This window comes from Uliginosibacterium flavum (assembly GCF_040566545.1).
GTDB classification, from domain to species: Bacteria; Pseudomonadota; Gammaproteobacteria; order Burkholderiales; family Rhodocyclaceae; genus Uliginosibacterium; species Uliginosibacterium flavum.
Genome location: NZ_JBEWZI010000019.1, coordinates 48917 through 72383, shown reverse-complemented (window position 1 = coordinate 72383; position 23467 = coordinate 48917). Strand labels below are relative to the sequence as shown.

7 protein-coding genes and 1 pseudogene are annotated in these 23467 nt (G+C 61.8%); 2 read left to right on the top strand and 6 right to left on the bottom strand.

Going from position 1 to position 23467, the window contains the following annotated elements; all coding sequences use genetic code 11:
• Positions 1–105, bottom strand: a pseudogene (locus ABXR19_RS15715) (O-acetyl-ADP-ribose deacetylase); the annotation flags it as partial.
• 192 nt (positions 106–297) lie between these two features.
• Between ABXR19_RS15715 and ABXR19_RS15710 the strand changes: the two are divergent.
• Positions 298–3015, top strand: coding sequence for a sensor domain-containing diguanylate cyclase (locus ABXR19_RS15710; protein WP_354602090.1), 2718 nt, complete (start codon positions 298–300; stop codon positions 3013–3015).
• A 166-nt stretch (positions 3016–3181) separates the two neighbouring features.
• On the opposite strand, the gene ABXR19_RS15705 is transcribed toward ABXR19_RS15710, so the two are convergent.
• From ABXR19_RS15705 to bioB, 3 genes are all read right to left on the bottom strand, one after another.
• Entirely contained in the window at positions 3182–4057 is an 876-nt protein-coding gene (locus ABXR19_RS15705; protein WP_354602089.1) for a methyltransferase domain-containing protein, read from the bottom strand.
• A 63-nt stretch (positions 4058–4120) separates the two neighbouring features.
• Positions 4121–5446: a citrate transporter gene (locus ABXR19_RS15700; protein WP_354602088.1), complete on the bottom strand. Its 1326-nt coding sequence runs from the start codon at positions 5444–5446 to the stop codon at positions 4121–4123.
• A gap of 306 nt (positions 5447–5752) precedes the next feature.
• A complete protein-coding gene (gene bioB, locus ABXR19_RS15695) occupies positions 5753–6748 on the bottom strand; it encodes a biotin synthase BioB (RefSeq protein ID WP_354602087.1) in 996 nt (331 codons plus the stop codon).
• Between bioB and ABXR19_RS15690 the strand changes: the two genes are divergently transcribed.
• A complete protein-coding gene (locus tag ABXR19_RS15690; RefSeq protein ID WP_354602086.1) occupies positions 6747–7517 on the top strand; it encodes a ComF family protein in 771 nt (256 codons plus the stop codon). The two genes, bioB and ABXR19_RS15690, sit on opposite strands and share 2 nt — an antisense overlap.
• Before the next feature lie 99 nt (positions 7518–7616).
• Here the strand turns inward: ABXR19_RS15690 and ABXR19_RS15685 are convergent, their stop codons facing one another.
• Both ABXR19_RS15685 and ABXR19_RS15680 read right to left on the bottom strand, forming a co-directional pair.
• Entirely contained in the window at positions 7617–9152 is a 1536-nt protein-coding gene (locus ABXR19_RS15685) for a sensor domain-containing diguanylate cyclase (protein WP_354602085.1), read from the bottom strand.
• The gene (locus ABXR19_RS15680; RefSeq protein WP_354602084.1) at positions 9149–23458 is read right to left on the bottom strand and encodes a tandem-95 repeat protein; all 14310 of its coding nucleotides are present in this window, start codon (positions 23456–23458) and stop codon (positions 9149–9151) included. The genes ABXR19_RS15685 and ABXR19_RS15680 overlap by 4 nt, the downstream gene beginning before the upstream one ends.
• Between the last annotated feature and the right edge of the window lie 9 nt (positions 23459–23467).

The following is a 23467-nucleotide window of genomic DNA, read 5'->3' as shown; positions in this document are numbered from 1 at the left end:
GGCGCCATCCACGCCGCCACCACCGAGCAGGCTCGCGTTAGCGGCGTTGACGATGGCGTCGACGGCGAGAGTGGTGATGTCGGCTTGAAGGGCGCGCAGGGGCATGGCTCGGTGCCGCAGGAGGAAGAGTGGATTGTAGCGGTCTTGCCCTCTTGGGGCTTTTGCGTAGCGCAACAAATGCCGGGCAACTAGGCTGGAATCTGGTGAATCCCTGCCGGGCGCTGCGCTGCGCCTGAATTAATGTTCAAGCTGCCTTCCTTTTTATTGCACGGCCCCCGCTTGCTGGCGCGATTGCGCATGGCGGTGCCGGCCGTGATTTTCTGTGCGGGCGTGCTGATCACTGCGCTGGTGTGGCACAGCTCGCAACAACAGACGTACGACAAGGCGCAGGCTGTGTTCGACGTGCAGGTCAGCAAGGTCGCCCAGCAGCTGGATAGCGATTTGTTGGCGACCGGACAACTCCTGCGGGGCGTGGCGGCTTTGTTTGCAGCCAGTCAGGAGGTCGATCGCAGCGAGTTTCAGCGCTATGTGTCAGTACTGCATCTGGATGCGCGTTACCCGGGGGTGCAGGGCATTGGTTTTGTGCAGAAGATTGCCCCAGCGGATCTTCGCCAGCACGAGCGCGACATGCGCGATCTCGGTTTCCACTCCTATGCTTTGTTGCCGTCCAGCGAACGCGACATGTATTCGGCGGTGATTTATCTGGAGCCTCTGGACTGGCGTAATCAGCGCGCGTTTGGCTTCGATCTGCACACTGAGGCGGTGCGGCGCAAGGCCATGGATCGGGCGCGTGACAGCGGCCAGGCGGCCTTGTCGGGAAAGCTGCAATTGCTGCAGGAAACAGATAAGGATGTGCAGGCCGGCGCTTTGTTGTTTGTGCCGGTATATCGCGGCGGTGACGGTGGTGCGACAGTGGAGCAGCGGCGCGCCAGTCTGATTGGCTGGGCATTTGCGCCCTTGCGCATGAAAGATCTTGTGGCCGGCTTGCTGGCACGCGAATTCCCGGATCTGCAGGGGCGCATCGGTCTGGAACTTTACGATAGCGAGTCACCTGATCCGGATTGCCTGATGTTCCGCTCCGAAGAGGCTTCTACTAAAGCGTTCAGCGAATTTCTGGCCAGTCGGGCACTGAGCATTGGCGGTCAGCCCTGGACGCTACGTGCTTACGCCTTGCCAGGGTTTGAAAAGGAAATGAATGGCGTGCGTGGGCGGGGTTTTCTGGTGGCCGGGGCGCTGGCCAGTGCCTTGTTGGCGCTGCTCGCGGGTATTTTCCTGAATAGCCATGTGCAGGTTTCGGCGGCCTTGGCACAAACGGCGGAAGCGCATCGTTTGCTGAGTCAGAGTCAGGCCGAGTTGCAGGCGACTTTCGAGACCTCGGGCGCGGGCATTCTGCTGGTGGATACGCGTGGGGTGGTGACGCGCGCCAATCAACGCATGGCCGAGATGTTCGGGCGTGCTCGCGAGGCTTTGATTGGCTGTGCTTACGAGAATCTGGTGCCGGCGGATGAGCGCGAGCTGGTGCGTCAGCGTCTGGGAGTGTTGGTGGGCAGCGGGGTGCCGGATCTGAACCTGGAACGACGCTATCTGCGGGCCGATGGCAGTGAATTCTGGGGGTTTCTGTCTGCGCATCGTTTGCTGGGCCCGCAGGGTGAAACCCTGGGTCTGGTCGGCGTGATTCTGGATTTGTCCGAGCGGCGCAACGCCGAGCAGCGCCTGCAGCGATCCGAGCAGCTGTACCGTACGCTCACCGAAACCATGCAGGACGTGGTGTGGACGCTGGATGTGGAAAGTCTGCGCTTCACTTACTGCAGTCCGTCGGTGGAGCGTTTACGCGGCTATCGCGCCGAGGAAATCGTGGGGGCGGATCTCGGGCAGTTTTTCAATCCGGAAACGGCGGCGAGCTTTCCGCGACTGGTGCGGATGCGGGCTGAAGGCTTTCGGAACGGGCGTGTGGCGGCCGAACATTACTACGTTGATGAGCTGGAGCAGCCTTGCAAATCCGGCGGGGTGGTGAGTACGGAGGTGGTCAGCAGTTTTTTCATCGACGACGATTCGGGGCGAGTGGTGTTGCGCGGGGTGTCGCGCAATATTTCGGAGCGCAAGCGCGGCGAGCAGGAGCGGCGGATTGCTGCCGTAGCCTTCGAGTCACGCGAGGGCATGGTGGTGACCGATGCGGCGGGCTTCGTGATTCGTATCAATCAGTCCTTCACCGCGCTGACCGGTTATGCACCGGAGGAAATTGTTGGCAAGACGCTGCGCATCCTGCGTTCGGGGCGGCATGACCATGATTTTTATGCGGCCATGTGGGAAACCATTCTGGCTGATGGTTACTGGCAGGGTCAGATCTGGAACCGGCGCAAGGATGGGCAGATTTACCCGGTGTGGCTGACCATCACGGCGGTGAAAAACGAGGCCGGACACATCACCCATTACGTCGGCGCATCCTTCGACATCAGTCGTCAGGTGCAGCATCAGAGCGAGATCAGCAATCTGGCCTTTTACGATCCGCTCACCGGCCTGGCCAATCGCCGCCTGTTTACCGACCGGCTCGGCCATGCCTTTGCCAAGAGCGGGCGCAGTGGAAAATTTGGCGCCGTGCTCTACATCGATCTGGATCGCTTCAAGGAGGTGAATGACAAGCTGGGGCACGCGGAAGGTGATCGTCTGCTGGAGTTGGTGGCCGATCGGCTGGCCACCAATGTGCGCGAAGGCGATACCGTGGCGCGCTTTGGCGGCGACGAGTTCGTGGTGCTGCTCGAGGATGTGGACCCCGAGCGTGAAGCCGCACTGGAGATCGTGCTGAGCATTGCCGAGAAGCTGCGCACGGCTTTGAATGTGCCTTACAAGCTGCATGGCACGATGCCTGCCGATTGGCATTGCTCGTCCAGTATCGGCGTGGCGGTATTCCGCGGGCAGCAGGAGGAGATGGAGTCTCTGCTGGTGCGTGCTGACCGGGCCATGTACGCGGCCAAGGAAGGCGGGCGCAATGCGGTGCGGGTGGATGAGGAGCCGTGAGTCGCGAGTCGCAAGTCGCGAGTCGCGAGTCGCGAGTCGCAAAAACCCCGGTATCGGTCGTTTGGTTGGCCTACGCGGATTAATAAGCACGAGCATAAAACGCCAACGCCAGTGCCCTTCGCGACTTGCGACTTGCGACTCGCGACTTGCGACTAGCGATTCGCGACTAGCGCGACTTGAACTGAATCACCGCCCGCCCATCCTCGATCTGCTTGGGTACCGGTTTCCAGGCGTGGCCGAAAACCAGCTCGATGGTGGCGGGCAGGCGGCCATCGACTGATGCTTGTAGAAGAGCCTGGCGCGCGGCTCTCCAGCCTGCCTTGCCGGAGAGGCCCGCTGGGCGACCCTTCGCAGCATTGCAGCTCGCAGAGGCCCGCAGATCGCGCAGCAGCGCGTCGGCGTCCGGATAGGTCAGGGTGATCGTCTGCATGTCCATCACCGGGTCGGCAAAGCCGGCCTGCACCAGACAATCGCCGATGTCATGCATGTCGATGAAGCGATGCACGCGATCTCCTGCGTGATTCGGTAGGGCCGCGCGGAGTTCCTTGAGCGTGTCCGGCCCGAGGCTGGCGAACATGAACAGGCCGCCAACTTCCAGCACGCGCTGGCATTCCTTGATCGCCGGTAGCGGATCGGTCAGCCAGTTCAGCAGCAGATTGCTCCAGATCAGCTGCACCGTGCCGCGTGCCAGCGGGAGTTGATTGGCATCGGCGCAGAGCAGCTGCGGGCCTTTGTGTTGACCGAGCAGGCGTTGAAACAGGCCACGTTCGGGGCGGGCCAGATCCAGCAGCGGCAGAGCGAAATCCAGGCCGATGCGTTGTGCCTGCGGATAGCGTTGCGCCAGCATCGGCAGATCGGCGCCGTGGCCGCAGCCCAGATCGAGGATGCGTTTTGGGGTCAGGCGGATGTAATCCAGCCGCTCGGCCATGCGCGAGGCCACTTCGCGGGCCAGGAAGTCCGCCTCGCGTGCCTTGGCCGCGCCAGCAGAGAAACGGCGGCGGATCAGGGCGTGGTCGAGTTCGAAATCGCGGGGATCTGGCATGCGCAGGATTCAATGAAAAGGGCGGGCATCTCGCGATGCCCGCCCGGAGTGTATTACAGCCGTTCAGTGTGTGGCGCTTGCCGCCGGTACTTCAGCACTGACCTTATGCGGATCATGCGGATTCCAGCCGACGATGGCCATCATTACTGCAAAGCCGACCACATAGGCCAGCACCACGTGCCAGCCATGGCGCAGCCATTGGCCGGCCGAGCGAGCTTCCGGATACATGTTGGACAGCGCCACGCCAGCCGAGGAGCCAAACCACAGCATGGAGCCACCGAAGCCCACGCAATAGGCCAGTACGCCCCAGTCGAAGCCACCCTGACGGATTGCCAGTGCGGTGAGCGGGATGTTGTCGAACACCGCGGAGACGAAGCCCAGGCCCAGAGCGCTCATCCAGGAGGCTGGCGGCAGCGCTTCAACCGGCATCATCGAAGCGATCACCACCAGCGAGAGCAGGAAGATCGAGCCCTTGAAGGTTTCCGGCATCAATTCCCAGTCGTGACGGCGAACCGGGATGGTGAGCAGGATCGCCACCCAGACGGCCACGCCGATAAAGGGGAAGCTGTTCGAGATGTCGACAAACTTGAGGTTGACCACGATGTTGGTCCCCATCGCCAGCACAAGAATCGTGGCGACGATGCCGACGCGGGCCCAGTCGATTCTGGTGTGGGTATTGGCATTCTTGATGATCGGCGAGTAGGCGTGCTGCTGCTTGGCGCCGAAGTAAGCGATGATCAGCAGCGCTACGCCAGCCGCGACGTATGCGTGCAGCACATCAGCAGGCGAGACGCCGTCGATCCACATCATGGTGGTGGTGGTGTCGCCCACCACGCTGCCCGAGCCGCCAGCATTCGAGGCTGCGACGATGGCGGCCAGATAGCCGATGTGCACCTTGCCCTTGAACAGCTGGTGGGCCATGGCGCCACCGATCAGGGCTGCGGCGATGTTGTCGAGGAAGCTGGAGAGCACGAAGACCATCACCAGCATCACGAAGCCGCCTTTCCAGTCATCCGGCAGGTATTTGGGCAGGATTACCGGGATGTGGCTCTTTTCGAAATGGCGGGCGAGCAGGGCGAAACCCATCAACAGGCACAGAAGATTGGCCAGCGTGACCCATTCGTGCTGCAGGTGCAGGCCCAGACCGGCGAGGCCGACACCAAACTTGAAGCCGGTGAAGATCAGTTTGTAGATGGTGACGGTAGCCAGACCGCTAAGGGCAACCTGCAAGGTGTAGTGATGGAACAGTGCGACGCCCAGCAGGGTCAGGGCGAAGATGAAGAATTCCAGCGGAATGCCGGCCAGCGCGGGGCCTGTCGCTGCAAAGGCGGCTGGCGAGGCAAGGAGGAGCAGGCAGGAAGCAATGCGAAGCAAGAGGTTTCTGGGCATGGTGGCTGATAAAGAAGTTCAGGGTGGAGGCTGGAGTGCAGCAAAAACGGGGCCTGCTGCGGCCATCTCTGTGCGGATTCAGTATTGGTGCGCTTCTTGGGCTTGTCGCCGGGTGAGCGGGTTTGTCATTGTTGCGACATTGTAGAGTCTGACCGGTGTATTGCTACAGCTAAGGGTTTCCACAATGCACGGGGCCGCGTTCGTGTGCTTCCACCGCGCCTGTTCAAAATTCGGCAGCTGGGGTAGAGGGCTGAGCGCCGTTTTTTATCACATCGCGGCCCGCTGCTATAGATCCAGAACGGCCTCTTAGAATGCGCGCAAGCCCAGCTTGCCGAACAACTCGGCGTCGCTGTCGGCGCCCGGATTGTCGGTGGTGAGCAGACGATCACCCGAGAAGATGGAGTTGGCTCCGGCCAGATAACACAGGGCTTGCACTTCGTCGCTCATCTCCTGACGGCCCGCTGACAGGCGCACATAGCTTTGCGGCATGGTGATGCGCGCCACGGCGATGGTGCGGATGAACTCAAACGGATCGAGCGCTGGCACTTCGGCCAGCGGCGTGCCCTTGATCGGCACCAGACCATTGATCGGCACGGATTCGGGGGCCGGGTTCAGATTGGCGAGCTGGGCGATCAGCACGGCGCGGGCGCGGCGGTTTTCACCCAGGCCGACAATGCCGCCGGCGCAGACCTTGATGCCCTGCTTGCGCACCTTGTCGATGGTGTCCAGACGATCATCGATGGTGTGGGTGGTGACGATCTCGGAATAGAACTCGCGGGCGGTGTCCAGATTGTGGTTGTAGTAATCCAGTCCGGCTTCCTTCAGGCGTTCGGCCTGACCATCCTTGAGCATGCCCAGGGTGACGCAGGTTTCGAGGCCCAGCTTCTTGACCTCGGAGACCATTTCCAGCACCGGCTCCAGATCCTTTTCCTTGGGGCTGCGCCAGGCAGCACCCATGCAGAAGCGCGAGGCGCCTTTGTCCTTGGCGGCCTGGGCCATTTTCAGCACTTCATCCAGGCTCATCAGCGGCTCGGATTCGAGGCCGGTCTTGTAACGCTTGGATTGCGAGCAGTAGCTGCAATCCTCGGAGCAGCCGCCAGTCTTGATGGACAGAAGGGTGGAACGCTGCACGGCATTGGCGTCGAAGTGGCTACGATGCACCTGCTGGGCACGATAGATCAGGTCGTTGAACGGCAGCGCGAAAAGCTCGGCGACTGCATCGGTGCTCCACTCGCCTTCTGCGGCTGCACTGGTGGGGCGGTGGAAAGTAACGGCTTGTTCTACGGTCGAGCAGGAAGTCATGAATACGGCCTTGTTTCTGAGTTCAGCCGGCAATGATCCGGGAAAGGCGGAAAGCTTGTCAAACCGCATCGGGAATTTCTTCAGATGGACAATAACCATGCTGTGGACGCGGGAATGCTTCGTGTGCGGCGAGGTGGCGGGAAATGCTGCTGTATGCCTGGCCTGTGAGCCAATGCTGGTGCGGCTTCCCGGGCAGGTGTGCGCGAGATGCGCGCTGCCTGTGCCTCTTGAGGGCATGCTCTGTGGGCAGTGCCTGCATCGTCTGCCGTACTTCGACGCCACGCGCGCGGCCTTCATTTATACGCAGCCCGTGCGCGAAATGGTGCTGGCGCTGAAGCATGGCAAGGGCTTTGGCCTGATCGACTGGTTGGGGGGCGAGCTGAATGCCGCATTGGCCGGGCTGACTGTCGATTGCATCGTGCCGGTGCCCTTGCATGCCCGGCGGCTGGCCGAGCGCGGTTTCAACCAGTCGAATGAACTGGCGCGCCGACTGGCGCGAGTCAGTGGTTTGCCTTTGCGGCGGCAGGCGATCATCCGCGATGTGAATACGCCGAAATTTGTCGGCTTGCGCGGCAAGCAGCGGCGCAGCGCGGTGCGCGGCGTGTTCCGTGCGGTGGAGGACTTCACGGGGCAGCATGTGCTGGTGCTGGATGATGTGATGACCAGCGGCGCCACGCTGAATGAGTTGGCCCGCACGCTGAAACAACGCGGTGCGGTGCGGGTGACGAATCTGGTGGTGGCGCGCACGCTGCGCCTGCGGCGGCAATGAAATCGGGCGGAGGATGCCTTGGAAAGGCGCTCCCAGCTTGCCTCTTGAAGCAGGGGTGCTGAAGAGCCTTTCTGCGCGCGGCTCTTCGGGGTGTATGCCTCAGGCTTCTTCGTGGGCGGCGTTGGCAATCACCAGCGAGTAGGTAGTGCAGCGGTTGCGCCCGTTGTGCTTGGAGTAATACAGCGCCTGGTCGGCCTGGTCGGCGAGGATGTCGGCGGAGGCTGCGCCTGCAGTGACGGTAGAGACGCCAAAGCTGGTCGTGATGACCGGCTGCGGATCAAGTGGCAGGGCGGCGCCCACTTCCGCCTGCACGGCTTTGCGGATGCGCTCGGCGACTTGCCAGGCTTGTTCTGCATCCGTACCGGGCAGGGCGATGCAGAACTCTTCGCCGCCGTAGCGACAGACGATGTCGGTGTCGCGGGCTTCCCGCAGCATGATGGCGGCAAACTTCTGGATCACCTTGTCGCCGATGCCGTGACCGTAGTTGTCATTGACCAGTTTGAATTTGTCGATGTCGGCCATGATGAAGGAGAGTTGCAGGCTGCGGCCACGGGCATCGTCGAACATGCGTTCGAATTCGGGAAAGAAGGAGCGGCGGTTGCGCGTGCCGGTCATCGGGTCGACGCTGGCCAGACGCTGTAGTTCAGCATTCTGGACTTCGAGCAGCTCCTTGGAACTGCTCAAATCAGCCATCAGACTAACAAGCAGGTGATTGGCCTCGTCAAGATCGGTGACGTCGTTGAAAGATACCAGGCAGCCGCGTACCGCGTTGCGGGCATCCAGTACCGGTGAAGCGGTAGTAATCAGGCGGCGCAGCTTGCCGTCGGCCAGGCGTGCTTCATAAACCCCGCTGTCGGAAGGCTGCTTGCTGCGCATGCATTCATCCCAGGGTGTGTCGCCGGAGATGTGTTCGCGGCCCTTGCCAAGCCAGGTGATGCTTTCCAGCGGCCGGCTGATGATTTGCTCATTCGGGTCGGGCTGCATTTTCTCGAAACTGCGATTGACCATCACGATGCGTTTGCGTGCGTCGAGCACCACGATGGCTTCGCTCATCGCGTCGAAAGCGGTTTGGACACGTTCGGGAATGGCCGCCGAAGGGTCAAGATGGAGCAGGGTGCGGCGCAGGTAAAGGTAGTAGATGAGGGTGCCGCTGAGGCTGAAGATCAAGATCAGTTTGACGCCGGGGCTGAGAAGGTTGAACAGGCTGTTGTCGAGGGGCTTGAAGCTGACTTCAATCTGCCCCCAGTTGCCGGTGCTGGCCGTGCCGGCGCTGATCGGTACGATGAAGTGGCTGCGCCCCAGTTCGTCATCACTGCCGGCGGCCCAGTCGCTTGCATGACTGGGGGTGGCCAGCAGCAGACGCATGTCGGCGGTGCGCACGCCGATGCTGCGCAGGCGTGCATCGCGCTGTAGCAGTTCAGGCAATACCGCTGCGGCGGTGTCGGCGCTGTCGTGCATCAGCAAGCTGGCAACCTGGATCGCGATGCTTTCGGCAAATTGTTTGCGCGCCTGGGTTTCCTGGCGTGCCGGGTCGGGAAAAACGCCGAGCAGGAGATCCAGGGCGAGCAGTAGCGTAACGGCCAGCGAAAGCAGGCCGAGCGTGATGCGCGTGGTGGGGTTCAGATTGAGTTTCACTCTTCAGTATCCATCAGCATCAGGCGGTCGGGCTGGGTGGCGGTCAGCACGTCGCGATCAATGTCCAGGGTGGGCGGGTTGTCGTCTTCGCTCAGTTCATGTTCTTTGCGGTGTTTGCGGTCGCGCGCCAGGATGGGCAGCGGATCAACCACCCGCCAGGTCGGTACCGATGCCATCAAGGCTGCGATCAAGCCGGCCGAGCGCCCTGCCCACCACACCACACCGGCAGTGAGTACGGCAGTCGCCGCTTTGCCGGCCTGGGTTGGCGACAGACGAAGCAGATTGTCGAAGGTGTTGTCATCCGTTTGTGATGGGGCGAAATTGAGACTCAGGGTTTCGCTGACCATTCCTGTACGGGTGCTGCCCAATGATTGATCAAGTTTGCGCAAGGTTGTGATGATTTCGTCCTGTGGTGTCAGGACGGGCGCGTTGCTGCTCTCTTCAATACCGGGATTAGTGAGGGTCGCGGTATTGGGCAGGGGCTTTGCCGGCGGAGTCTCTGGCGCGATATCTGGTCTGGCTACAGGCTCTGCTGGTGTTGGCGCAGGAGTCGCCACTAGCGGCGCTGGCAAGTCTTCTGGCACATCCGGTGCGCGCGGTGTAAGCGGCTCCGCTGGCGTTTCTGGCTCCGGGGTGGGCGCAGGCGGCGGAGAGGGTTCGGGTTCGGGCGTAACGGTGACGCCGACCAGTTGCAGTTGCACGCTGCTGCTGCTGACCAGACCATTCGAGTCACTGGCCGTGAGCTTGAGTTGATCTGTTCCGGTAAAGCCGTTTCCGCCGGTATACACGAGGCTCGCCAGAGCGTTGTCGAGGGCCGCCTGACTGCCTGAGAGCGTGAAGGACGCGCTGCCATTGCTGCCACCTGCAATGGTGGCTCCGCTGGCCAGGCTGACGGTAAGCGTGCCCCGACTGACGTTGATATTGACGAAGTTGATGTTGCCTTCAGGGTCGCCCAGACTGATGCCGCTGATGGCCAGAGCCTGTTCCTGCGTGCCTGAAACGCTGGCTGGTGCAGCAATACTGGGGGCTTCATTGATGTTGCTGATGGTGATGCTGAAGCTTTGTGTGCTGCTTGAACCATCGGCACTGCTGGCCAGGATGGTGATGCTGTGGGCCGTCGAAGACTCGTAGTCGAGCAGGCTGCCATTGGTGATGGTGACGAGGCCTGTGCTGCTGTCGATGGCAAACCGCCCGCCCGCATCATCACTCAGCGCGTAGGTGACCTTGTTGTTGCTGGCATCGGCATCCGTGGCGAAAGCCGTGATGTTGACGGTGGCGCCGTTGGCGGAATTTTCCGCAATCGCATCGGAGCTGGCGTTGCTGTCCGTGACAGTGCCAACGCCGGATTCATTGACGTCAGTGACCGTTACAAAAAGGGTCTGGCTGTCCGTGTTGAGTCCGTCAGAGACGCTTACCGTTACTTCATAGATTTGGTCACCGTTTGTGCTGGCCGTGCCTTCGCGATCAGGTGCGGTGTTAAACGTGAGAACGCCGGTACTTGCGTTGATCGTGAAGGACCCTGCGTCAGCGCCGCCGCTGAGGCTATAGCTGGCGGTTGCCTCGGTGTCAGCATCCGTCGAGGTGACGGTGGTGAAGTTGCTTGTATTTTCCGCCACGCTGATTGCGGCGCTGGCGCCACCACCATTGCTGGTAATGACCGGGCTGCTGTCATTGATGCCGCTGATCGTGATCAGGAAACTGGTGCTGCTGATCGTGCCGCCCGCGCCATCACTGATTGTGAAGCTGAAGCTGTCCGATACTGTCTCGCTACCATTATGGGCGTAGGCCAGCAGTCCGCTATCAATCTCCTGCTGGGTGAAACTGTCGCCAATGCCAAGCGTTAGGCCGGATAGCGTCAGGTTGCCGGCTGCCGGTACGCTGCCGAGGCTGAAAATGATCTGGGCATTGCTGTTGTCTGTGTCGCTGGTGGCCAGCATGCTGTTGGTGATGCTGCTGTTTGCACCTTCGCTGACGCTGAGGCCGGTGTTGGTATTCAGGATCGGCGCGTCATTGGTGTTGCTCACGGTGATCTGGAAAGTATCGGTGACGGTTCCGCCATTGCCATCGGTGGCGATCACGTCAATCGAGAAACTGCCTACATCAGTATTAGCTGGGGTGCCACTGAAGCTGCGGGTAGCTGCATCGAAGCTGAGCCAGCCTGGCAGGGCGCCACCGCCGGCGAGTTGGACGGAGTAGCTGAGGGTGTCGCCGACGTCAGGATCGCTGAAGGTATTGCTGGCGAACTGGAAGTTGAAGGCGCCGTCTTCAGTCGCGTTCTGATCTGCGATGGGATTGGCTACGGTCGGTGCGTCATTGGTGTTGCTCACCGTGATCTGGAAAGTATCGGTGACTGCTCCTCCATTGCCATCGGCGGCAGTCACGGTAATAGAAAAACTGCCTGCATCGGCATTGGCCGGGGTGCCGTTGAAGCTGCGGGTGGCTGCATCGAAGCTGAGCCAGGCGGGCAGGGCTGAGGTGGTGTAGATGAGGGTGTCGCCCACATCCACATCGCCGAAGGCATTGCTGGCGAACTGGAAGTTGAAGGCTGCGTCTTCGGTCGCGTTTTGATCAGGGATGGTGTTGGTGACAGTGGGGGCGTCGTTGGTGTTGGCAACGGTGATTGCGAAGGTGTCACTGACGCTGTTGGCGCTGCCGTCGGTGGCTGTCACTGTGATGCTCACGCTGCCCACGTCGCCATTGGTCGGAGTGCCGCTGAAGGTGCGCGTAGCGGAATCGAAGCTCAGCCAGGCTGGCAGGGCGGAGGTGCTGAAGGTGAGTGTGTCGCTTGCGTCCACATCGTTAAAGGTGTTGCTGGCGAACTGGAAGTTGAAGGCAGCATCTTCGGTGGCCGTTTGATCCGGGATGGCGTTGGCGACAGTGGGTGCGTCGTTGGTGTTGGTGACGGTGATTGTGAAGCTGTCGGCCACGGAGCCGCCATTACCGTCGTCGGCAGTGACGGTCACGCTGAAACTGCCCACATCACTATTGGCCGGGGTGCCGCTGAAGGTGCGGGTGGCGGAATCGAAGTAGAGCCAAGCGGGCAGGGCCGAGGTGGTGTAGGTGAGTGTGTCGCCTGCATCCATGTCGTCGAATGTGTTGCTGGCGAACTGGAAATTGAAGGCGCCGTCTTCAGTGACGTTCTGATCCGGGATGGAGTTGGCGGCGGTAGGTGCGTCGTTGGTGTTGGTGACGGTGATTGTAAAGCTGTCGGCCACGGAGCCGCCATTGCCATCGTTGGCAGTGACAGTCACGCTGAAACTGCCCACAACCCCATTGGTCGGGGTGCCGCTGAAGGCGCGTGTGAGAGCGTCGAAGTTCAACCAGGCGGGCAGGGCCGAGGTGCTGTAGGTGAGGGTGTCGCCCGCGTCCACGTCGTTGAAAGTATTGCTGGCGAACTGGAGATAGAAGGCGGCATCTTCGGTCGCGCTCTGGTCCGGGATGGCGTTGGTAACTGTGGGGGCGTCATTGATGGCGTTGACAGTGATGGCGATGTTGTCGCTGTCACTCAGGGCGCCGCCCGTGCCTGTGTTGGCCTGGTCATCGGTGCTGAGGCTGAGGTTGGCTGCGCCATTGAAATCGGCGCTCGGCGTGAAGCTGAGACCATTGATGGCGGCGTTGATGTCGGTTAGCGTGCCGGTAAATACCATGCTGGTATCCGCCGTGCCGTTACCGGTGGTGAAGGACAGACCGGTGGTTTGCGCCAGTGTCAAGATGCCATTGGTGACGGATAGACTGACTTGCAGGCTGCCGCTGGTGGCGTCTACGTCGGTGATGACGATCTGGTTGCCGTTGCCAGACGAGAACACCAGGCTGTCGTTTTCATTGACGACCTGCGCACCCGGTACGCTGTTGATTGGTGCGTCGTTGGCGGCTGTAACGGTGATGGCGACGGTATCGGAATCGGTAGCGGCACTGGCATCGGTGCTGAGGATGGTGAGCGTATCGGCGCCATTGAAGTTGGCATTGCCCTGATAGCTGAGGGTGGCCAGCGCAGCATTGATCTGCACCTGCGAACCGGACAGGGTCAGCGTGCCGCTGGCGTTCGCGCCCGATGAAATCGTCGCACCACCCGCCAGGCTGACGGTCAGCGCGCCGTTGCCCACCGACAGCTGCACGGTGGACAGATTGGCATCCACATCATTGACCGAAATCGCCGCACCGCCGGTGAAGGCCAGTGTTGCATCCTCAGCCACGCTCTGTGCACCCGGCACGGTGTTGACCGGCGCATCGTTGATGGCCGTGATGTTGATCGTTACCGAATCGGAATCGGACAGATTGCCGCCGCCGGTATTGCCGTTGTCATCCACGGCCAGCGTCAGCGTGTCGCTGGCCGGCGGCGTATCCGAACTGATCAGGTAAGTGATCGTTGCACTGCCACTACCGGCCAGCAGGTTGTTGATCTGCGCCAGCGTACCGGTCAGCGTCACGCTATCTGTGCCCGATCCACCCACCACCACGCCGGTGCTGCCCGCAGCGACCGTCAGCGTGCCGCTGACGACCGACAGCGTGGCGCTGAGGCTGCCAGATGCGGCGTCCACATCGGCTAGCGACAGGCCGGTGCCTGCCAGCGACAGATTGACCTGCTCGCTGGCGCTGTAGGAGGGCTGCGCAATCGTCACCACCGGCGCGTCGTTGGCGGCCGTGATGTTGATGGTGGCGGTGTCGGATGCAGTGAGTGCACCGCCTGACCCGGTGTTGCCGCTGTCATTGACAGCCAGCGTCAGGGTGTCTGAGGCGGACGGGGTGTCGTTGTTGATGATGTAGTTCAGCGAGCTGCCGCCGTTGCCGGCAAGCAGGTTGTTGATCTGCGCGAGTGTGCCGGTGAGGGTGATGCTGTTGCCGCCCGAGCCGCCGACCACAACGCCGGTGCTGCCAGCCGCTGCGCTCAGCGTGCCATCGACGACCGAGACGGTGGCCGTGATCGAGGCTGCTGCAGCATCGGTGTCGGTAATCGCCAGTCCCGTGCCAGCCAGTGTCAGGGTGGTCTGCTCGGTAGCGCTGTAGCTGACTGGGGTGATGGTGGCGGTCGGCGCATCGTTTACCGCGCTGAGGTTGATAGTGACCGAATCGGAATCGGTGAGTGCGCCGCCGCTGCCGGTGTTGCCATCGTCATCGATGGCCAAGGTCAGCGTGTCGTTGGTCGGGGTGTTGCCGCTTTGCAGGTAAGTCAGCGTTGCGGTGCCGTTGCCTGCCAGCAGGTTGTTGATCTGGGTCAGCGTGCCGGTCAGGGTGACGGTATCGGTGCCTGAGCCGCCAGCAACTACGCCGGTGCTGCCTATTGCGACCGTCAGCGTGCCGTTGAGCACCGACACGGTCGCGATCACGGTTCCGCTGGCGGCGTCCACGTCGGCCAGCGAGAGACCTGTGTTGTGCAGGGCGAGGGAAGTCTGCTCAGTGGCGGTGTAGGAAGGCTGCGCGATGCTGACTACCGGCGCATCGTTGGCGGCTGTAACGGTGATGGCGACGGTATCGGAATCGGTAGCGGCACTGGCATCGGTGCTGAGGATGGTGAGCGTATCGGCGCCATTGAAGTTGGCATTGCCCTGATAGCTGAGGGTGGCCAGCGCAGCATTGATCTGCACCTGCGAACCGGACAGGGTCAGCGTGCCGCTGGCGTTCGCGCCCGATGAAATCGTCGCACCACCCGCCAGGCTGACGGTCAGCGCGCCGTTGCCCACCGACAGCTGCACGGTGGACAGATTGGCATCCACATCATTGACCGAAATCGCCGCACCGCCGGTGAAGGCCAGTGTTGCATCCTCAGCCACGCTCTGTGCACCCGGCACGGTGTTGACCGGCGCATCGTTGATGGCCGTGATGTTGATCGTTACCGAATCGGAATCGGACAGATTGCCGCCGCCGGTATTGCCGTTGTCATCCACGGCCAGCGTCAGCGTGTCGCTGGCCGGCGGCGTATCCGAACTGATCAGGTAAGTGATCGTTGCACTGCCACTACCGGCCAGCAGGTTGTTGATCTGCGCCAGCGTACCGGTCAGCGTCACGCTATCTGTGCCCGATCCACCCACCACCACGCCGGTGCTGCCCGCAGCGACCGTCAGCGTGCCGCTGACGACCGACAGCGTGGCGCTGAGGCTGCCAGATGCGGCGTCCACATCGGCTAGCGACAGGCCGGTGCCTGCCAGCGACAGATTGACCTGCTCGCTGGCGCTGTAGGAGGGCTGCGCAATCGTCACCACCGGCGCGTCGTTGGCGTTCGCCACGCTGATGTCGCGTGTGGCGGTGTTGGACGACAGGCTGCCGTCACTGACCGTGAAAGAGACGCTGCGTGTGGCAGTGGAAGGCGCGTTGCTGGTGTTTTGATAGGTGATGCTGCGCAGGGCCGTCTGGTAGTTCGCCGCGCTGGCACTGCCGGACAGCGTGAGGGTGCCGGTGCCCGCATCCCAGCTGCCGCTGATGCCGTTCTGGTTGGCGAAGGCCAGCACGTCCTCGCCATTCTGGTAGTTGCTGCTGATCTGGATGGTGGCGCCGTTCAGGTTTGCGCTGTCGATATCGCTGGCCGTCAGGCCACCGTCGATGGCCGTGGCCGCCGCATTTTCGGTATAGGCCAGCGTGCTGCCCGTGGTGGTGAGGGCCGGCGCGTCGTTGGCTGGGTCGACATTGATCGTCAGGTTATCGGTATCGGTTTTGGCGCCACCTGAACCGGTGTTGCTCTGATCGTCCGTGGTCAGCGTCAGCGTAGCCGTGCCGTTGAAGTCCGCCGTCGGGGCGAAGATCAGGCCGTTGAGTGCCGTGTTGATGTCGACAATGCTGCCGGTGAAAACCATGCTGCCGTCGGCTGTGCCGTCACCCGTGGTGAATGACAGGCCTGTAATGCCCGCCAGCGTCAGCGTGCCATTGGTGACCGACAGCGTGACTGCCATGCTGGCGCCACCGGCATCGATGTCGCTGATGCTGATTGGATTGCCGTTGCCGATGGACAGGGTGAGTGAATTGTCTTCGGTGGTGTTCTGCGACGCCGGTAGGGTGTTGACCGGCGCGTCATTGACCGCGTCGACATTCAGCGTGAAGGTGTTGGGGCTGGCATCGTAACCGCCGATACTGTCCTGCACGCTGAAGGTGAATGTGGCGTAAGGGCTGCCATTGGCATTCAGCGCCGGCGTGAACAGCAGGTTGGTGATGTTGGCGGTGGTGATGGTCTGCCCGGCTGTGACGGCTACGCCCGAGAGGGTCAGCGTGCCGTCGAGCGGCAGGGTGTCGATGCGCACGCCCGCCAGCGTGTGTGTACCATCGGCATCGCTGAAATCGAAATCGCTGACCAGGAAGCTGTAGCTGGTGTCCTCGTCGAAGGTGGCCGAATCATCCAGGCTGGTTGGCAGGTTGTTGGCGGCGACGTTGATGGTCAGTGTTGCGATGCCGCTCTGCAGTCCGTCAACATCGGTCAGCTGATAGGTAACGGTCTGCGCACCGTTGGTGGCGCCCGGATCGAAATTGATCGTGCCGTCCGGATTTACCGTGGCGCTGGTGCCCGGGCTGTTGCTGATGATGGTGACGGTCAGGTCGCCAGCGACGTTGTCCACATCACTGTCGTTGGCCTTGACGTTGACGTCAATCGGCACGCCCGGCGCGGTGGAGGCGCTGTCGTCGTTGGCTACTGGCGCGTCATTGATGGGGTTGACGGTGATGCTGACGTTGTCGGTATCACTGTGCGCGCCGCCCGTGCCGGTGTTGCCCTGGTCGTTGGTGATCAGCGTCAGGGTGGCTGCGCCGTTGTAGTTGGCCGTCGGGTTGTAGGTCAGTGTGGCCAGCGCTGTATTGATGTTGGCCACCGTGCCGGTGAAGATCATGCTGGCGTCACCCGTACCATCACCCGAGCTGAACGACAGCCCGGTGGTGCCCGCGAGCGTAAGCGTGCCGTGGGTGACTGACAGTGTGACTTGCATGCTGCCGCTGGCGGCATCCACGTCGGCAATCTGGATCTGGTTGCCGTTGCCGGCACTGAAGACCAGCACGTCATCCTCATCGACGGCCTGCGCGCCAGGCACGCTGTTGACCGGATCATCATTGACGGCAGTCAGGCCGATGTTGCGCGTGGCCGTGTTGCTGTCGAGTGCGCCGTCATTGACGGTGAAGGACACCGTGCGGGTCGTCGTTACCGGATTGTTGCTGGTGTTCTGGTAAGTAATCGAGCGCAGGGCAGTCTGGTAGTTCGCTACGCTGGCGCTGCCCGTCAGTGTCAGCGTACCTGTGCCCGCGTTCCAGCTGCCGGTGATGCCGTTCTGGTTGGCAAAGGCCAATACGTCCTGGCCGTTCTGATAATTGCCGGTGATCTGCACCACTGCGCTGGCGAGGTTGGCGCTGTCGATATCGCTGACCGTGATGCCGCTGTCGACGGCGGTGGCGGCGGCGTTTTCGGTGTAGGACAAGGTGGTACCGGTAGTGCTCAGACCGGGTGCGTCATTGATGGCATTGACCGTGATGCTGACGTTATCGGTATCGGACCTGGCGCCGCCCGAACCGGTGTTGCCCTGGTCGTTGGTGATCAGCGTCAGCGTTGCCGCGCCGTTGAAATTGGCGGTCGGGTTGTAGGTCAGGGTGGCGAGTGCGGTGTTGATGTTGGCGACGGTGCCGGTAAAGATCATGCTGGCATCACCGGTGCCATCGCCGCTGCTGAACGACAGGCCGGTGACACCGGCAAGCGTCAGCGTACCGTTGGTGACGGAGAGCGTGATCTGCATGCTGCCACTGGCGGCATCCACGTCAGCGATCTGGATCTGGTTGCCGTTGCCTGCAGAAAATACCAGCGCCGTATCTTCATCGGTGGCCTGCGCGCCGGGCACGCTGTTGACGGGTGCGTCGTTGACGGCCGTGACGGTAATGCCAACGGTATCGGAATCGGTAGCGCCATTGCTGTCGGTAGACAACACGGTCAGCGTATCGCTGCCGCTGTAATTGAGCGTGCCGCGATAGATAAGGCTGGCGAGCGTGGCATTGATATCGGCCTGGGTGCCGGAGACGGTCAGGGCCGCCGTGCCGTTGACGCCGGCCGAGATGCTGGCGGCGCCCGAGAGCGTGACGTTGAGCGTGCCGTTGTTGACCGACAGCGCCACGCTGATCAGGTTGAGATCGACGTCATTGACCGTGATGCCACTGATGGCGAGGTTGGTGTCCTCGGCCACAACCTGTGCCCCCGGCACCGAATTGATCGGCGAATCATTGATGGCGTTGACGGTGATGCTGACGTTATCGGTATCGGACCGGGCGCCGCCCGAACCGGTGTTGCCCTGATCGTTGGTGATCAGCGTCAGCGTCGCGGCGCCGTTGAAATTGGCGGTCGGGTTGTAGGTCAGGGTGGCCAGCGCGGTGTTGATGTTGGCGACCGTGCCGCTAAAGATCATGCTGGCGTCACCCGTGCCATCGCCGCTGCTGAAGGAGAGTCCCGTCGTGCCTGCCAGGGTCAGCGTGCCGTTGGTGACCGACAACGTGATCTGCATGCTGCCGCTGGCGGCATCGACGTCGGCGATCTGGATCTGATTGCCGTTGCCAGAAGAAAAGACCAGTGCCGTGTCTTCGTCAGTGGCCTGCGTGCCAGGCACCGTGTTGGTGGGCGCATCGTTGCCCGCCGTGACGGTAATGCCAACGGTATCGGAATCGGTCGCGCCATTGCTGTCGGTAGACAACACGGTCAGCGTATCGCTGCCGTTGTAATTGAGCGTGCCGCGATAGATCAGGCTGGCCAGGGTGGCGTTCATATCTGCCTGTGTGCCGGAGACGGTCAGGGTTGCCGTGCCGTTGACACCGGCCGAGATGCTGGCCGCGCCCGAGAGCGTGACGTTGAGCGTACCGTTGTTGACCGACAGCGCCACACTGATCAGGTTGAGATCAACGTCATTGATGGTAATGCCCGAGATCGCGAGGTTGGTGTCCTCAGCGACCGATTGCGCACCGGGCACCGAGTTGACCGGCGAATCATTGATGGCATTGACGGTGATGCTGACGTTATCGGTATCGGACTGTGCACCCCCCGAGCCGGTGTTGCCCTGGTCGTTGGTAATCAGCGTCAGCGTCGCGGCGCCGTTGTAGTTGGCGGTCGGGTTGTAGGTGAGGGTGGCCAGCGCGGTGTTGATGTTGGCCACCGTGCCGGTGAAGATCATGCTGGCATCACCCGTGCCATCGCCGCTGCTGAAGGAGAGTCCCGTCGTGCCTGCCAGGGTCAGCGTGCCGTTGGTGACCGACAACGTGATCTGCATGCTGCCGCTGGCGGCATCGACGTCGGCGATCTGGATCCGGTTGCCGTTGCCAGAAGAAAAGACCAGTGCCGTGTCTTCGTCAGTGGCCTGCGCGCCGGGCACCGTGTTGGTGGGCGCGTCGTTGATGGCCGTGATGTTGATGGAAGCCGTATCCGAACCGGTCTTGGCGCCGCCTGATCCTGTGTTGCCACCGTCATTGACGCCCAGCGTCAGCGTGTCCGATGCGGGCGGCGTGTTCGAATTGATGATGTAGCTGAGCGTGCCCGACAGATTGCCGGCCAGCAGATTGTTGATCTGCGTGAGGGTGCCGGTCAGCGTGATACTGCTGGTGCCGGATCCGGATATACCAACGCCGGTCGTGCCCGCGGCTGCACTCAGTGTGCCCGACACCACCGACACGGTGGCCGTGACCGAGGCGCTGGCCGCATCTACATCGGCAATCGCCAGACCGGTGCCCTGCAGGGTCAGCGTGGTCTGCTCGTTGACGTTGTAGCTGGTCGGCGTGATTGTGGCCGTTGGCGCGTCGTTGACGGCGCTGAGGTTGATCGTCGCGGTGTCGGAGCCGGTTTGCGTGCCGCCCGAGCCTGTGTTGCCGCCGTCGTTGATCTGCAGGGTCAGCGTGTCGGATGCCGGTGGTGTGTTAGAGCTGCTGGTATAGGTAAGCGTGCCGGAGTTGCTGCCGGCGAGCAGGTTGTTGATCTGCGTCAGCGTGCCGGTCAGCGTGAGCATGGCGGTGCCTGAGCCTGACACGCCGGCGCCGGTGGAACCCGCCGCTGCCGTGAGGGTGCCGCTGACGACGGTGACGGTGACGGTGACATTGCTGCTGCCGGCATCGGCGTCGGAAACGGCGAGGCCGGTGCCGTGCAAGGTCAGCGAGGTCTGCTCTGTAGCATTGTAGCTTGCGGGCGTGATCGTTGCCGTGGGCGCGTCGTTGGCTGCAGCTACCGTGATGCTGGACGTAGCACTGCCGGTCGCCGCGCCATCATTGGCGATGAAGGTTAGGGTGCGAGTGCTGGTGCTGGGGTTGTCGCTGGTATTGGCGTACGTGAGCGATCGCAGAGCGCTCTGGTAATTGGCGACGGTAGTGGTGCCGGTGAGCGTCATCATGCCGGTGGTGGCGTTCCACGAACCGGTGATGCCGTTCTGAGTAGTGAAGGCCAGAACGTCCTGACCGTTCTGATAATTGCCAGTGATCTGGATGGTAGTGCCGGTCAGGTTAGTGCTGTCGGCGTCGGTGAGCGTCAGTGCGCTGCTGACGGCTGTGGCGACGCCATTCTCGGTGTAAGCAAGGGTGTTGCCGGCAGTGACGACTGGCGCGTCGTTGACGGCCGCAACGGTGATGCTGGCCGTAGCACTGCCGGTCGTAGCGCCATCATTGGCAATGAAGGTGACGGTGCGGGCCAGTGTGCTGGGGTTATCGCTGGTATTGGCGTAGGTGAGCGAGCGCAGAGCGCTCTGGTAATTGGCGGCGGTAGTGGTGCCGGTGAGCGTCATCATGCCGGTGGTGGCATTCCACGAACCGGTGATGCCATTCTGGGTGGTGAAGGCCAGCACGTCCTGACCGTTCTGGTAGCTACTGGTGATCTGGATGGTGGCGCCGGTGAGGTTGGTGCTGTCGGCGTCGGTGAGCGTCAGTGCGTTGCTGACGGCTGTGGCGACGCCATTCTCGGTGTAGACCAGGGTATTGCCGGCAGTGACGACCGGCGCGTCGTTGACCGCCGCAACGGTGATGCTGCGTGTTGCACTGCCGGTGGCCGTGCCATCGTTAGCAATGAAGGTGACGGTACGGGTGCTGGTGTTGGGGTTGTTGCTGGTATTGGCGTAGGTGACAGCACGTAACGCGGTTTGGTAATTGGCGACGCTTGCGGTGCCGGTGAGGGTCATCATGCCGGTGCTGGCGTTCCAGCTGCCGGTAATGCCAAGTTGATTGGTAAAGGCCAGCACGTCCTGACCGTTCTGATAGTTGCTAGTGATCTGGATGGTGGCGCCGGTGAGGTTGCTGCTGTCGGCGTCGGTGACCGTAATGGTCGTACTTATCGGTGTCGCGGCAGCGTTTTCCGTGTAAGCCAGAATGCCGCCTGAGGCATCGTTTGCTGCGTTGAGCGATACCCCGATAGTGGCCCACTCCATTGCGTCCGCAAGAGTCCAGCTCATGGTAACTGAGGCAGCACCGGTCTCGGAGCTGCCTGCGCCAAGCGGCTCTGCACTGCCCGTGCCGCTGCTATTGGTCCAGCGCTGAATCTGTCCGCTGCCAACCGAAGGGACTCCGCCTTGTTGGCGGGTCGCCATGGCGTCGATAACCAGATTGCCGGTCGCTGATGCGACGGTAACGCTGACTGCCGTGCCGGTGCCGGTGGCTTTCGCGACCGTACCGAAAGTGCTGGTCTGGTCTACGTTGAAATAGCTGGTGGCGCCGATGGCAAATTCCTTGGCGCTACCCGGCATTGTGACGACGATGTTGTGGGCGCCTGCCGCAGGGTTTTTGAGATACCAGATCTCCGTGGTGACAACGGTGCTGTTGGCGTTTGTATCCAGCCGGGTCAGCGCGACTCCGTTATAGGTGATCGAAGTTGGCGAGTCTGTGCCGCGTGTGGAGTACTCGACGATGAGAATGCTGTTGGTTCCGGCGCCAACGGTGTGGGCGAGTGTGAGGCTCGTTGCTCCCAGGGTTGATGTGGCTGCGGTGGTGACAGCATCTTGTGTAATGGTCAATGCGCCTGCTGAGCTGACGACTGGAGCCACGCTGGGAGCTGCATTTAGCGAGACGCCCAAGGTGGCCCATTCTTGTGAGCCTGACAGGGTCCAGCTCATGGTGACAGAGGCGGCTCCAGCCTCGGAGCTGCCTGCACCTAGCGGATCCGCGCTGCTCACGCCGCAGGTGTTGGTCCAGCGCTGGGTCTGTCCGGCCCCCGTGGATGGGTTTGAGGTTTGTTGGCGGGTCGCGATGGCATCAATGACCAGATCGCCGCTTGCCGATACAACGTTAACGCTGACTGCTGTGCCGGTACCCGTAGCTTTTGCGACTGTACCGAAAGTGGCTGTCTGGTCGACGTTGAAGTAGCTGCTTGCGCCGACGGTGAATTCTTTGGCTGCCCCCGGCATCGTAATGACGATGTTGTGGGTGCCGGCAGCGGGGGTTTTGAGGTACCAGATTTCGGTGGTGACGACGGTGCTGTTGGAGTTTGTATCCAGCCGGGTCAGCGCTACGCCGTTGTAAGTGATCGAGTCGGGGGATGTGGTGCCTCGGGTTGCGTATTCGACAATCAGGATTCCATTTGTTCCGGTACCGACTGTATGCGCAAAGCTGAGGCTGCTTGCGCCAACACTCGTTGTTGTTGCGGTGCTGACTGAATCCTGAACGATTGCCAGTGTGCCGGCCCAGGATTGTTGTAGTGCCGTACTCACGGTGACGGTGGCTTCAATTTCACCGCGTTGGTATTCGAGTGTCCAGTCTCCGCCCTGAGTGGCGTCGCCAGTGAGATTGCTGCTGGCTGCGACGTCGGCACCGGTCAGTTTGGCCAGTTCGTCGGCAAAGCTTTGTCCGTTGTCGTTTGCAGCGAAGTTACAGCCGTAGATCAGTAAGTCGGCTTCTGTCGAGAGAGCCTTGCGCCACGATTCAAGCTGGGTGCTGTAGCCCGCGACGGTGCTGGCGTTCAGGGTGCTGTTGCCGATCTTGAGTTCGCCGGCACTACCATGGGTGATCAGGTGGATGGCACTGACGTTGCTGCGACCAGCGAGGGCTTCGCTGATCTGGCTGATGCCGTCGCGCTCGCTTGAAATGGAAATGACTTCAGCATCTGGATTGCCACTGCGCACATCTGCGAGCAATTTGTCTGCGTCGGCGACCGTGCTGTCAATGAAGACCAGCTGCTGAGCGTGCTGGGTACTTTGTGTCGTAACCGTGCTGGGCGCGCTATCCGTGCGACTGTCGATGACGCGGATTTCGGCGCTGAGGCCTGCATCGCTGATGCCCGGGGCCAAGTCGGCCGAGTAGAGGAGGCGGGCTTCTACCTCCTCGAAGACCGCCTTGCGCGGGATGGGCATGCCTGCGACGGATCTGAGTCCAAAGGTACGGCGCAGGAATTGGCGCACGGGCATCGTGACGCT

Bases quoted from the DNA above. Each gene is read 5' to 3' on its own strand.
- ABXR19_RS15710 (WP_354602090.1), top strand. From the start codon at position 298: ATGGCGGTGCCGGCCGTGATTTTCTGTGCGGGCGTGCTGATCACTGCG.
- ABXR19_RS15705 (WP_354602089.1), bottom strand. From the start codon at position 4,057: ATGCCAGATCCCCGCGATTTCGAACTCGACCACGCCCTGATCCGCCGC.
- ABXR19_RS15700 (WP_354602088.1), bottom strand. From the start codon at position 5,446: ATGCCCAGAAACCTCTTGCTTCGCATTGCTTCCTGCCTGCTCCTCCTT.
- ABXR19_RS15690 (WP_354602086.1), top strand. From the start codon at position 6,747: ATGAATACGGCCTTGTTTCTGAGTTCAGCCGGCAATGATCCGGGAAAG.
- bioB (WP_354602087.1), bottom strand. From the start codon at position 6,748: ATGACTTCCTGCTCGACCGTAGAACAAGCCGTTACTTTCCACCGCCCC.
- ABXR19_RS15680 (WP_354602084.1), bottom strand. From the start codon at position 23,458: ATGCCCGTGCGCCAATTCCTGCGCCGTACCTTTGGACTCAGATCCGTC.